Source organism: Paraburkholderia sp. J67 (assembly GCF_905220265.1).
Taxonomy (GTDB): Bacteria; Pseudomonadota; Gammaproteobacteria; order Burkholderiales; family Burkholderiaceae; genus Paraburkholderia.
Window position 1 is genome coordinate 173,115 of sequence record NZ_CAJMZK010000005.1, and the last position, 12,858, is coordinate 185,972.

At 55.8% G+C, this 12,858-nt stretch carries 12 protein-coding genes and 3 pseudogenes; 6 read left to right on the forward strand and 9 right to left on the reverse strand.

Going from position 1 to position 12,858, the window contains the following annotated elements; translation table 11 throughout:
• Window positions 1-9: 9 nt before the first annotated feature.
• Together U5782_RS41625 and U5782_RS12395 are read right to left on the reverse strand one after the other, a co-directional pair.
• Entirely contained in the window at window positions 10-309 is a 300-nt protein-coding gene (locus tag U5782_RS41625; RefSeq protein ID WP_415914310.1) for a lytic transglycosylase domain-containing protein, read from the reverse strand.
• 296 nt (window positions 310-605) lie between these two features.
• Window positions 606-1,034, reverse strand: coding sequence for a hypothetical protein (locus tag U5782_RS12395; protein ID WP_322044111.1), 429 nt, complete (start codon window positions 1,032-1,034; stop codon window positions 606-608).
• Between the two features lie 610 nt (window positions 1,035-1,644).
• Between U5782_RS12395 and U5782_RS12400 the strand changes: the two genes are divergently transcribed.
• Window positions 1,645-2,571: a HigA family addiction module antitoxin gene (locus U5782_RS12400; RefSeq protein ID WP_322044112.1), complete on the forward strand. Its 927-nt coding sequence runs from the start codon at window positions 1,645-1,647 to the stop codon at window positions 2,569-2,571.
• Between the two features lie 24 nt (window positions 2,572-2,595).
• A pseudogene (locus U5782_RS12405) lies at window positions 2,596-2,887 on the forward strand (IS3 family transposase); the annotation flags it as partial.
• A gap of 38 nt (window positions 2,888-2,925) precedes the next feature.
• Here U5782_RS12405 and U5782_RS12410 read toward each other — a convergent pair.
• From U5782_RS12410 to U5782_RS12425, 4 genes and pseudogenes are all read right to left on the reverse strand, one after another.
• Entirely contained in the window at window positions 2,926-3,195 is a 270-nt protein-coding gene (locus tag U5782_RS12410; protein WP_322044114.1) for a hypothetical protein, read from the reverse strand.
• A gap of 257 nt (window positions 3,196-3,452) precedes the next feature.
• Window positions 3,453-4,250: a hypothetical protein gene (locus tag U5782_RS12415; protein ID WP_322044115.1), complete on the reverse strand. Its 798-nt coding sequence runs from the start codon at window positions 4,248-4,250 to the stop codon at window positions 3,453-3,455.
• Window positions 4,247-4,567 (reverse strand): hypothetical protein, encoded by a 321-nt coding sequence (locus U5782_RS12420; RefSeq protein ID WP_322044336.1) that lies wholly within the window; start codon window positions 4,565-4,567, stop codon window positions 4,247-4,249. The genes U5782_RS12415 and U5782_RS12420 overlap by 4 nt, the downstream gene beginning before the upstream one ends.
• A gap of 48 nt (window positions 4,568-4,615) precedes the next feature.
• Window positions 4,616-4,834: pseudogene (locus U5782_RS12425) on the reverse strand (PAAR domain-containing protein); the annotation flags it as partial.
• Between the two features lie 445 nt (window positions 4,835-5,279).
• Here U5782_RS12425 and U5782_RS12430 point away from each other — a divergent pair.
• Complete coding sequence (locus U5782_RS12430; protein ID WP_322044116.1) at window positions 5,280-6,947, forward strand: DKNYY domain-containing protein; 1,668 nt, start codon at window positions 5,280-5,282, stop codon at window positions 6,945-6,947.
• A 129-nt stretch (window positions 6,948-7,076) separates the two neighbouring features.
• Here U5782_RS12430 and U5782_RS12435 read toward each other — a convergent pair whose 3' ends face one another.
• Together U5782_RS12435 and U5782_RS12440 are read right to left on the reverse strand one after the other, a co-directional pair.
• Window positions 7,077-7,265 carry a hypothetical protein gene (locus tag U5782_RS12435; protein WP_322044117.1) on the reverse strand — a complete coding sequence of 63 codons (189 nt, stop codon included), beginning with the start codon at window positions 7,263-7,265 and terminating at the stop codon, window positions 7,077-7,079.
• A 148-nt stretch (window positions 7,266-7,413) separates the two neighbouring features.
• Window positions 7,414-8,125: pseudogene (locus U5782_RS12440) on the reverse strand (hypothetical protein).
• Window positions 8,126-8,370: 245 nt separating this feature from the next.
• On the opposite strand from U5782_RS12440, the gene U5782_RS12445 reads away from it, so the two are divergent.
• Together U5782_RS12445 and ggt are read left to right on the forward strand one after the other, a co-directional pair.
• Complete coding sequence (locus U5782_RS12445; protein ID WP_322044118.1) at window positions 8,371-8,634, forward strand: hypothetical protein; 264 nt, start codon at window positions 8,371-8,373, stop codon at window positions 8,632-8,634.
• 86 nt (window positions 8,635-8,720) lie between these two features.
• Window positions 8,721-10,313 (forward strand): gamma-glutamyltransferase, encoded by a 1,593-nt coding sequence (gene ggt / locus U5782_RS12450; RefSeq protein ID WP_322044119.1) that lies wholly within the window; start codon window positions 8,721-8,723, stop codon window positions 10,311-10,313.
• A gap of 305 nt (window positions 10,314-10,618) precedes the next feature.
• Here the strand turns inward: ggt and U5782_RS12455 are convergent, their stop codons facing one another.
• Window positions 10,619-11,806 (reverse strand): porin, encoded by a 1,188-nt coding sequence (locus U5782_RS12455; protein ID WP_322044120.1) that lies wholly within the window; start codon window positions 11,804-11,806, stop codon window positions 10,619-10,621.
• Between the two features lie 267 nt (window positions 11,807-12,073).
• Between U5782_RS12455 and U5782_RS12460 the strand changes: the two genes are divergently transcribed.
• Window positions 12,074-12,757, forward strand: coding sequence for a Crp/Fnr family transcriptional regulator (locus tag U5782_RS12460; protein WP_322044121.1), 684 nt, complete (start codon window positions 12,074-12,076; stop codon window positions 12,755-12,757).
• Window positions 12,758-12,858 lie beyond the last annotated feature (101 nt).

Consider the following 12,858-nt stretch of genomic DNA (forward strand, 5'->3'; position numbering starts at 1 on the left):
GAGCGCCTGCTACTCGCGGTGGAGTTCTGTTCGAACGAGTTGGAGATAGTGGAGGTAAAATTTCGGTGTAGCGGAATGGTACTTGCCCACCGTTTCCCAGAAACGCTGATGCGCATTCATGTTGCGTCGAATAAGACTGGCCGCAGTGTAGATGTTCTTGCACGCGTTTAGGAGATCCTTACAGCGAATTCCTTGCCGATATAGCTCCGGCAGATGGATACTATTTATTTGCATAAATCCAATATCGACACTGTCGCTTGTATTACAGTAGATTGCATGCCGAGTATCGTTAATTTCAACTACTGCCAACCGGCAATGCTTGGCACGACTTGAGCCTCCGGTTGACTATCAGTGTCGCTGGAGTGGATGTGCCGTCGGCTGCGGTATTGAAGCTGCGCAGTATCGGCATTGGCGAGCTCATAGACGCGGACGAAAGCGCTATCGCGATAGCATCCCCTGACGAGGCTGTGTATCACCTGGAGACTAATCACGCTGGGCATGCACATCCCTATCCCCCGCTTTGTACAGATGGCAGTATCGTCTGCTGGGGATGCTGTCGCTACGGACCGGAGGACGTGGGCAGCCTTCGGCCATAGCTGAAGCGCTTATTTGTTGACGACTCGCACTGGCACCACGCGCGCATTTGCAAAGAAACAGAAGAAGGCTGCGACAATCATCAAAGGGATAGCTAAATACGCCAAGATAAAAAATGCGCCAAGTTGCACAACAGAGCCGCCCACGCCGTAGACGATATCTGTTTCCCGTACGTTCACAACGATCATGTAGCCGGCAATCGCTAACCCGAGAGCCATGATGATGATTCCGTTGAGTACGTCACCATGGCTTTGAGCGGCTGATTGCCGCCACCAATTGCCGATGAGAATCAAGATGAGCGCTGCAATTGTGGCAATGAAAGCATGTTTCGTGAAGAAGACATGCCCGAACTTATCGTTGCAGAGAATATTGAACCTCTTCACTCCAGTGTACAGACCAAAAATGATGGCGAGGCCAATAAAAATTTTGATGACCAGCATTGAGACTCCTCGGTGGTTGGCTCTTATGGTTGATTTCTGGGGCCTCGACATCGGTGCCTTCGGCGTATTTTCCGCTACTCCCGTACGCGCTGACCCTAGCAACTCAGTTATCGGCACTCGCCCCACATTCTTAAGCAAACGCAACATTGCCTGCGAGACCTTATAACCGCTCCGGCCACTCTCGAAAGAATTTGCAATAAACACTAAGGAATATAAATTTTTAAGTTCAATCCTGAGTCCCTCTACGCTCTATCACCACGTGAGCATTGAGCCTGCTGAATGGACGAGGTAGCCTCCCGAAATCTGATTTTTTAAGTGCAGAGGCGTTGAGAGGCTTAACAATGGGCCTTCTTACAGCATGTCCAGCCCCGGGCTACGCGTTAGCGTCATGTAGCGACAATACCAATAGCCGCCTACCGCGACGCCACCAAAACGCGCTAACCTCTCTGCAATAACTGCAGAGTAGGCTCTGTGCATTGAAACTTGGCGGGGCGTAAATCGTGGTGGCCGTGCCAAAGTATTGCTAGCCGCACCGGCATGCTACGAACTCTGGCAAGCGGCAGCGTGGCAGTTTCGATGTAATGCCCGCGCCTTATAGAGAGAAGACACAATGAGTACGCAACGGACACGTATGCACGCCCCTTCGCATCCAGGCGAAATCCTGCGCGAGATGACCATTCCCGGCCTCAATCTCACTCAACAAGAAGTCGCGGCACAACTGGGGGTTCCGCTGGACGACCTCGTGCTGGTCTTGAAAGCCGAGACCCCCGTTACTGCTGAACTAGCTTTACGCATCGAGGCTTGGCTTGGCGTTGCTCACGGTGGCGACGCTGAATTCTGGTTGCGGATGCAGGCTCAGTACGACCTGTGGCGCGCGCACCAGCGCGGTGTGGTCGCTGAAGTTACGCCGGCGCCGGATTGGTCTCCGTTCACGAAGCCAGAGGCGCTACGAAATCCTCAAAACAATATGCACCCTATTCACCCCGGTGACGTGCTGCGCGAAGACTACATGAACCCAGCTGGCATTGACGCAGCGACGCTGGCCGCTGAGCTACATATGCCGTCCGTGGTTCTCGATGCAATCCTTGCTCGGCGACGCGGCATCACGTTTGAAATCGCCTGCCACATCACCAAGAGGTTTGGCGGCGACGTGGCGTCTTGGCTAGTCCTTCAAGCGGAGTATGCGAAGGCAACAAAACGAGAGTCGCGTATATCCAGCCCCGAAAGAGAGGCCGAAATCCAGGGAAGTATTGCAGAGGACCCAACCGACGCTGCCGAACTGTCGGCTGAGCAGATGACGGGGCTGCGTTCGGATCGCGACTGGCGGCTTGAAAAATACACCTACCGGATCGTTTGGTCTGAGGAGGATCAAGAGAACGTCGGTCTGTGCGATGAATTCCCTAGCCTGAGTTGGCTTGAACTAACGAAGGAGAACGCGTTGGCCGGAATTCGCCAATTGGTCGCGGATTGCCTGGACGAGAGAATCGAGGACGGCGAGCCGCTCCCGATGCCGATTGCTCGAAAAACCAAAAAATGATTGGCAAGCTTGCGTTGGTCGCGCGCGGGAGCCAGCGGGAACATCATGCGTTACGTGATGCTCGCGGCCGTAGAACATCGCTTTGGCGACGCCTTGAAAGCGCCAGCGAAAATCGATTGACTTACGGACAACTATCGGGCCACGTCTCCGAGAAGACCTTCGCCTTCGCTGCCGAAATCGGCCTGAAGCTATTGACGACGCTGGTGTGCAGCCCGGCTGAGAGCGTCGTAAAGACGATGAAGCGCGACTACGTGACCTTCATGCCGAAGCCTGACGCGCGTTGGTTGCGCGCAATCTCGATATCGCCTTCGAGCATTGAAACGAACAGCGTCCACAAAGCGCCTTGAACGGACTCTACACCGTCAGCGTACTAATCTCGGGGAGCAGGTCAGGGTCACACAATACGTTCTTTCGTTCAAATTGCTGTGTCTCGGAGTTCCAATGGTAATACGTGCCGCCGTTCCATATGGTGAACGTTTCGCGCATGAGTTGATCATCGGTGTAGGGATGATGTCCGAACGAGTCCTTCGCTTCAGATTGTTTCTCTTGGAACAGCTTCACGCCTACTTTAACGTTCTCCTTCCAGTTCCAAATTTGCTCATAGCCTGGAGCTGGATTCGTCATTTGCGTCAGACCGCGCCTGCACGCCGCAGTCGACTATCGAAGGACAAAATAAGAAATTGCACTTGCGACGAGAGCTACAGCAGAACCATAGAGCCACGTTTTCGTTCTCAGGAAATCTAGCCTGGAGGCGGGGGGCTCATTTGAGCCATCGAGGTCCCAGTAATCCACCCCTGGCTCCCCCATGACGTTAATTAGGATAATCACCGCAGAAATGGCGAAGACAATGAATATGACTAGAAAAATAAGCATGGACATGGTTAGTTGCTCATCCAGTCTATGAACACGGGAAGCTCTTCCTGATACATGTCGTTAGCAGCCTCAGCGGCCATACCACCGACATTGCTTCCAATGAGAACCACGGCGGCAGCGCACACGGGCTCAGCAAGTCCACAGATAAAGGATGCACCCAGCCCGGCGACGACGCCCCCAATCATGCCGCCTGCAATGATGCTTCCCTGCCTGGCAACCTCTTTGACCTTGTCCTTGGCATTTATGACCTCACCCGTCGCCAGAATCGCAGTGACGAGCACCGCAACCCGAGCACCAATCTGAAGTCTGCGAACCTTTGTCGTGACCCTGACACTACCCTGACCTGCTTTGCTCAAGACCTTGTAGTAGACCGCATTCCGTTCCCCTACTGTCAGATTGACAAAGTCTTTCTGGTAAAGCTCGTGAGAGTATTTATTCAGGTAGTAGTCGAATCCTCGTGCCTGAAGCTTGAGCTTTTCCGCTTGGGCGAGACCTAGGGCAGAAGTGTATTTTCGGTACTCCACAAATATCTTGTCACGCAGGCCACTGCAATATTCAGCCCCATCTTTGACCGTCATATTTCCATTGGTAACTTCTTCTCTTACCTGGTCAGAGAGCATACGTATATGTTTCACATACTGCTGACGCACGGCATTGTCGAGAATGGCATTAGTTGCAAAGAGGTTTGCAACTGACTCGAAGTCTTTGATGGCAGCTTCGAGAATCGCACTTTCGATAGCGTGAGTCGTCTGAGTGTTGTATGAACCCTCAGCGACAGCGTGATTAGATGGTTTGACTTCGCTCATGCCTGCCCCGCCATCGCGGAAAGAAGACTGCCCATGACTGACGTGCCGTCAGTCTGAGGCGCAGAATGGACAACCTCTAATTTCTGGCAGGCTGAAGCATTGGGGCGCTCGAAATGCACCTTGTTATCGGAGCCAAACACTCCTTCCTGCATCGAGCCATCTGAGAAATGGGCACGGCAGCGCAAGCCCTCGCAACTGCCCGCATCATTCAGGGCAAAGCGTATCCAGTGATCCCCAGTCGGTTCGTCAGCCAGAAGGTTACCAGTCAAACTATAGCCCATGCTGTCAAGCTCATGACCTTGAATGGTCTCGTACATGGACGCTTGGGAAGCAATCATGACAGGGGGAGGGCTGCACCTGCACTGACAGACATCGTCTTGCAGAGCCCGCATTTTGCCCATCATGACAACGGGCAGACGCGGCCCCTTGGCGACAATCTGGCCCGTGGACTTGCAAGCCGGACAGCTAACATGAGCACCCACAAAAGTCAGTGCTTGCCCTTCATGGGAAACGAAGGGAATCCCCTCTATAACGGTTCCTCCCGCTGAGGACTTGTCACCGACCCTCAAATAATTTCGTTGCACGTCGAGCCTTTCTCAGTTTCTTGACATTAAGTCTGAGGAAACTAGCACAGACAATACGACACAGTCAAAACTTAAATTTCAAGCTCTCTCAGTCATTCATTGGGCATTATTTTGCATCGCACGACTTCGAAATATCATGCACTGTTGATGTTCACGCAGAACTGACCCACGGGGGATGCGTCCAAAATCCTGGACTACTTTGGAGGTAGTCCATGTATTCATACGAAGATCGCGTCCGGGCGGTCGAGCTGTACCTGAAACTCGGAAAGCGCATCAAGGCGACAATCCGCCAGTTGGGTTCGCACGCAGATTTTTGGGGAATCCAACTATCCAGAGTTCTCATTCACAACTGGGTTCTGCATAGGACACGCGTTCCCGAAGATCATCCTATTCTCGATGCCGCCAAACATTGCACACGATGCCATCTCATGATCCGGAGTTCCTGATGTCAGAGCCGCTGCTACTCGTCGCCGCCATTCCCTGTTCCGCAATCGCGTTCCATCGCTGGCTCGACGGCCCGGCCGATGCGGTGTTTGCAGACTGGCCTGAAATACTTGCGGGCCCGCCGCCTGCGGCTGCCACCACCACCGTCAAGGATGCACTGATCAAACGGACAGCCAATGCGCTGACCTGCGGCGACGGGTACCTGATGTGCATATACGACGAGAGCACGTGCGAACTGCACTTTGCCGCATACGAAAACTATGGCGGTTCGACGGAGAGTCGGGCCGCGATGCGCGATCTGCTGACACTGCTGCGTATCGCGGCAGATTTCCGCGGCGGCGAGAGCGAGGCTCATGCTGTTGTATACGACATGGGCAACATGCGGCCGGTAGCCATCATTGGTATCGGGCAGGGTCATAGTGAGGTGATGGAGAGTACACAGCCAATTTGGCCGGAATGGCTACACGAGTGGCTGCTCACGCTCCAGGAGATCGGACCGGACGCCGACCTCAGTCGTTCACTCGCGCCGCCCTTGCTGCAGGGACTCAAGCAATTGATCAATCGGGGTGTCGCCATGGCGACGCCGCATCAACCGTTCGACTATGATCTGGAATTTCATACTGATGGCATCCAGGTCATCCAGCAGTCGGCTTTCCACGACCTGCCGCCCGCCGTCGTCTCGGGAGCCGATCCGCACTCCTTCCGTCGCGTTACGGCCGGCAGTGATGGCGCGGCGTTCTATGCAGACAGCCGCCAGGTGTGGTATCTGGATTTCCAGAGTCGCCTGTATCGGCTGCAGGACTTGCCGAACGCCAGCTTGCGTGGTTTCAATCCTGGCGGCTCCCGCGCGTCGCCGCTCCTTCTGTGCGGTGACTCCATCTGGCACCTGGTCAAGACCGACCGTAAGGACGACACGCCTGCCGACCGGCAAGCCCTGCTCGATGCAATCGTGCGGAGAGGCGCGCTATTGGTGTCCGCAGGAAAGTTCCAATTGCAGTGGCTCGATCATGGCGAGGTTGATGGCGCCAGCTTCCGTCATCTCGGCGAATTCGTGTTCGAAGACGACGATAGGGTTTATCTGATACCGACCGACAGCGCGTTGACGGTGCTCAACGGTATCCACCCGGGGACCATGAAGCGTGTCGGAGACCTCTGGTGCGGCGTCGACGAAGCCTTTTTCTGGTCGCGGCGCATCCCGCTAGGAGACGGACCTTTGCGACATCTCGGCGGCCAGTACTATGCCGACGATCGCCGCGGCTACTACCTGCACGGCACGCTGAATTCACTTGAGGGCGCCAGCGGCGAACTGGTTTGCGCGCCGTCTCACCGTGAGTTGGCCTACGACGACAGGTATGCATGGTACGAAGGCAAACTGGTACAGGATGCTGATGGCGCCTCGGTCAGCGCGGTGCCGAACGCGGACTTTCACTATTGGCAGGACGCCCAGCGCGTTTACTACGCTGCACATCCGCTTCCAGGCGCGATTCCCGAGCAGCTACATGTCTTTCCAGAATCAGTCTATGCCCGCCAGGGGCAGACAATCTACTTCATGCAAGTGCCGATGCCCGAAGCCGACGCACACAGCTTCGAAGTCATCGACTGGTGCAGCGCCCGCGACGCCCGGCACGAGTATTACCGCGACTCTCCGCGCGGTAACGATACCCAATGATGCTGGCGATGGCAATGGCGGCGGCTCGCCATGGCTTGAGAACTTGCGAGCCGAGACCTACTCGTTGCCTGGCAGCGATCACGCAGCCAGGCATGCCTGGTCCGCAAACGTCGCGGGTTGGTTGATCACTCAACGGAATCCAAAATCAGCGGCGCTTTCGTCGCCTGGCGCCACGCCAATGCGGTCGATCACGAGACGAACGCGATTGCCGGTCGCGTAGCGCACGCTGCGAAGCGAGCCGTGTCGGGAACCTTGCGGGTTCGCCTTCGGGCTGTGACTGTAGTAGTTCTTGTCGAACCAGTCTTCTCGCGCGCACATTCAAACATCGGCACGAGCCAGGCAGCGGACGCACGCTGGTACAGCGTCCTCTCAAGTTGGGCAATTGCTGACATTCGGCAGCTTTCCTCACAAGCTGCGAGTCGCTTGCTTCGCGTTTCTGTGCACAGTACTGGGCCGTGACTCCAAGCTAGTCAACGCGGAGCAAGCGGCCCGATTGCGGGCACACGGCGGCTGGTGAGCCGTTGGACCAGACTTGCTCTTTCTCGAGTTGCAGCGACGTCGAGGGGGCAATATCGAATACGATCTTCAGCGCGCTGCCAATATTGGCGTCTTCTATGGGAAGTTCCCACGTCAGGAAAATCTGGGCGAAGTCCTGGTCAGGGGCGAATTCGGCCGCAGAAAAACTGTCGCTGCCGCGCCGAATGACGCCGTGGGGCTGAACTGGATCGAAAATTACGGCTGTTCCCCGCTTGAGGGGAATGCGTTGGCCCGTCAAGGGAAAGTGCAAGTCCAGACCCTTATCTTCACTCAGAAAGATTGCAGAAAGCGTTACCGCCGTATTGTTCGCCATCATGGTGATACCTCGCGCCACGACAGGCCATCAGCGCCATGTCGCAATCTGCAATCACCACGGGCAGTCCCAGGGCGCCGGTCCACTCCGAGATCGCCTGCACGCAGCGCCTGTAGTCCGGCCAACGCATCTGCGTGCGCGCCAGAGGCATCACCTCGACATCCCCTGGTTCCAGAGCGATCCGCACCCCTATCTCTCTTTGCCAATCCGCAAGCACGGCCACGGGAGGCGCCGGCAGATCGAGCGTTGCAGATAAAACGATGTCACTTACGCGGCGACTGCGGATGGCGTCGCCGCTCCAGAAAAAGGAGGTCAGGATATTTCGCATTCGAATCGGTAGAAGAGCACTCGTCGCAGCATTGTAACGATTCAACCTGGTCATCCCGGCAGAGATCGGGCCAACATGGAACCCTGGCAGGCGCGCCGGACAATTGCTAAACGTCGACGGTACCCGCACAAACTTGCAGAACGGTCAGCCGGTCGCCCTACTCCGATGCCGCCTTGTCTCCATCGAAGCACATCGGGTCGTAGTCGGCCATGATGAGTCAGTCGCACAACCCGATAGCCCGCACCATGAGCAACCGCTTCGCCATCGAGAAGTGCTGTTCGCTATCGCTCGAAGAGAATCATTCAAACGCCCGCTTTGCTCGAATACGTTCCCCGCAGACGCCGACCTTTGTTGACTCCGTAACCAACGCAGCGTCAACAGAAGCGAGTGCCGCCTGCGTACAACGTGATGCGGCAGTCTGGAGAAGAATTTTTGCAAAAGTAAGGTATGCGACATCTGCGCAAGCCAAGGCTCGTCACAATGAATCAGACGACGTTCCTTCGTTTTGAGCTATCCACGACTCGCGATTTCATGCGAGGAATGGAGCATTCAACCAGTCTGGAATCGCTAGATTCCTTCCTCATTGAGCCGAGTGATGAGCAATATCGAATCCACCTATCCCTACGCCACGCGCAAGTTTCCCGTTTTCGCGGAGAACATTGTTGCGACTTCTCAACCATTGGCCGCACAGGCTGGTCTCAGGATGCTCGCTCTCGGCGGTAACGCGGTCGATGCGGCACTTGCGACCGCAATTACGCTAACCGTGGTCGAGCCGTCAATGAACGGCATTGGCGGGGACATGTACGCGATGGTATGGGCCGATGGTGAACTTCATGCTCTCGACTCGACTGGGCGATCTCCTGCCGCATGGACTGCGGAGAAATTCGCAGGCAGAACTGAAATGCCCAGCGTCGGCTGGGATACGGTGACGGTGCCTGGTCAGGTCGCTGGATGGCGGGCCCTATCCGCCAGATTCGGCAGACTTCCTTTCGAGCGCTTGTTTGAAAGCGCGATCCAGTATGCCGAAGAGGGCTACGCCGTTTCACCCAGAATCGCTGAGCACTGGTCGCTTTTCGCAGAAATGGTGAAGGATCAGCCAGGGTTCGCGAGGACATTTTTGACCGACGGAACCGCCCCCAAAGCAGGCGAGCGCTGGAGCAGCTTTGCGATGGCAAACACGCTTCGCGAGATTGCACGCACCGGCGGCGAGTCGTTCTATCGAGGCAACCTCGCCGCACAGATCGCAAGTTTTGCGAGGGCGACCGGCGGGAGCATCACCATGGAGGACCTTGCCGGGCATAAGGCCGAATGGGTGAAGCCGTTATCGCGGAAATACCGCGATCTGACGCTACACGAAATGCCGCCTAACAATCAGGGGATCGCGGCGCTGATCGCACTGGGTATTCTCGAGTATTTCGATGTCACCGAAGCGATGGCTGACGGCGCAGACTTTTACCACCTGCACGCCGAGGTGATGAAGCTTGCATTCGCTGATCTGTACGCTCACATCGGCGACAGACACTCCATGTCGGCAACGACCGATGAGCTTCTCGACAACGACTATCTACGTCGTCGTGCTACCGCTATCCGGATGGATCGCGCAAGCTTTCCAATCGCGGGAAAGCCAAAGGCGGGTGGTACGGTCTACCTCACCACCGCTGACGCCAGCGGGATGATGGTTTCGTTCATTCAGTCTAACTACCTCGCGTTCGGCTCGGGAGTTGTCGTCCCGCAAACCGGCATTTCGCTACATAACCGTGGGGCGAACTTCAATCTCGTGCCAGGGCATTGCAATGAAGTCGGTCCGAAAAAGAAACCCCTGCATACGATAATGCCGGGCTTCATTACCTCTGACGGAAAACCCTTGATGTCCTTCGGCGTCATGGGTGGTTTCATGCAAGCACAGGGACATGTGCAGACTATGAGCCGCCTGGCTGACCTGAAGCAGAATCCTCAGGCCATCATTGACGCACCGCGACTGATGGTTGAACCTGACACAGGACGTGTCAACCTTGAGGAGAGCGCTGCGTCGCATGTCACCTCCGCCCTGGAAAATCGTGGACATCACATCGAGCGACTGCACTGGGGCCATCCAAAGTTTGGTGCGGCGCAGGCAATACAACGCGGTGTTCACGGATATCTGGGTGCATCAGATGGCAGACGTGATGGCCAGGCGGTGGGTTTCTAGATCCGTTTGACACGCCACCGGCAAATACGTCCGGTGGCTTACCGCATTCGTTGATCGCGATGCCCGCATGCATATCGCGGGCTAATGCGGCCAGATAAGTGAAGGCGTGCCGGAAGTCAAACAACCGTTCCGGTACCTATCGGGGCTATAGTAGCGGCGTCGGCGAATGGCCCGAAGATGAATCCTTCAGGCACTCCCCGCAAGGGATATTCGCCGCAGCCGCAATCCTATGGTTCTTTAAACGCGCGACTCCGTTCGAAACATTCGGTTATATTTTTTGAGGCATTCGAACACGGGACCGGATTTCAGAATTTATGCCGGATGCCGATTCGTATAATGGCCTGTTTGCCATTCGCGGACGCAGACGGGCCATTGATTGCCGCAACGGCAGCATTTCCCGTCGAATCAGTACCAGTGGCATGCTGAAACACGCCAACGGTGTACAGGTCGGTGCGCGATGACACGTTATAGTCGATGCCAGCCGAAAATTGATTGTAGGTTGCGCCAGTTCGACCTCCCGTTGATGCGCCCCGCGTGTAGTCATATGCCGCACCGACAAGCAAGGCCGGTGTGACGCGGTAATTGGCGTTGACTTCCGCCGAGTTAAACACCGCTTGCCCGCGCAAGTTTCGAGCGTTTTGGCCAGACGTCAGATCGCCCAATTCCCCAAATATCGTGTTCGAATAGACTGCCGCAATCACTGCCGCACCGATCGTATAACTCGCTCCTGCGACAGCCACGCTTTGTGTTCGCGCGGAAGAGAATCCTGAGTACACCGGCGACGCCATATTGTTGCCAGGCACACCGCTAATCGCAGCAGCTGGACTTCCGCCATTCCCAAAGAAGGATACGTTCGGATTGTTGATACGCAGGTAGCCCGCACCGGCGCTGAACCCACCGTTCGTGAAGCCCGCGGATGCAGACCAGATGCGGTTACGCGCAGTGTCGCCAGCAACGCCGCCTAACCCGATCAGTGCAGCCACCTTTAAACCGGCAAACGATGCTGTCGTGAACTTGATCGACTGATTCGTAGTGATCGTATTGTTCAGGTTATCGACGTCACCTGGGTGAGCGACGATGTAACCGCCCCATTGCGACGCAGCCTCAAATTGACCAGCCATATCGACGTTCGTGTCGTACTGACGTCCGAGTGTCACCGCTCCGTAGGGGCTAATGACGCCGAGGAATGAGCGCTTTCCGAAAAGCAGGCCTCCCTGCCCTAATTTCCCCGTGCTGGCATCGAAACCGTTTTCCAGGACGAATAGCGTCTTGTATCCGCTACCCAGATCCTCAGTGCCTCGCAGGCCGAATCGACTCTGCTGCATTACACCGCTCAACAGACGCACGGTTGAGTGACCTTCGACTGGAGTTGTGGCCACGTTGCTGAAATAACTCAGGCCCTCGTCGACGATGCCATAAAGTGTGAGCGTGCTCTGAGCGTTTGCTCCGACGCTGACAAAAATAACAGACGCTCCAATCAATACCCTTTTCATTCGTTATCCTTTTTATCACGAATCCACCTGTCTTCGGAGGGACTTCGATGCCTGATGAGCAGATCAACGAAGCGCCGTCGCAACTTTCCTCTTATCGGATTATTGAAAACGTCGCCTGATATACAATTTGGTATTCACCCCGATGCAATAGGGCCGCTCGACTACCGAAGGTTGTGCACCGCTCTATCAGTGCGGTCAGATGCTCCGTATCAGGGTATTCAGCGGCAAGCGAAATCCATTGGAATCAACCAGACAGTCGATCTTTCTATGAATCAGCCCAGCCAGTATCCCGAACTCGCAGCCAATCCATGGTTCAGCACGCTCGATGATGAGATCCGGCTCGCCCTGATCGCTCAGAGTCAAGTCTTGAACCTGCAACGTGGCAATGCGGTCTGGCATCGATCGGATCGCAGTAACGGCCTTTATTGTCTGCTGGATGGTGCAGTCCAGGTCAGCGCAACCAGCTGGAGTGGGCGCGAACTTCTTCTGAATGTTGTGTATCCGGTCAACTGGTTCGGCGAAGTGTCGATGCTTGACGAGGGCGGACGCACGCACGAAGTATTTGCGACGTCAGACAGTCGGTTGCTCCACGTTCCCCGTGCACGGCTCGAGCTGATCTGCGCGAAACATCCTCTGCTATGGCGTGCGCTCGCACGCCTGATGGCCGGAAAACTGCGGGCCGCCTACGCGAATCTTGAGGAAGTCTGTCTGCTTCCCGCCGTGCCCCGTCTCGCATCACGATTGCTTGCGCTAATGCAGCAGAATGCAGATCGACAATCTCCGGCACGCATTGCCCTCTCACAGGAAGAACTTGCCATGATGCTTTCTCTGTCGAGGCAAACCATCAACAAGGCACTTGGCGAGTTGGAGTCAGCCGGTGCGATTGTTGCTCGTTACGGCACCATAGAGGTTCGTGACGAAGCTTTACTGCGCCAACTCGCGCAGGCGTGAGGCAGCATTTATCGATCGGCTTGAATCGTTCGGGATGGGCACAAACCCGGAGAAAGTAAAGGAAGCGACACTTTCAAAAAGCGACGGTTTCTAACATGGCT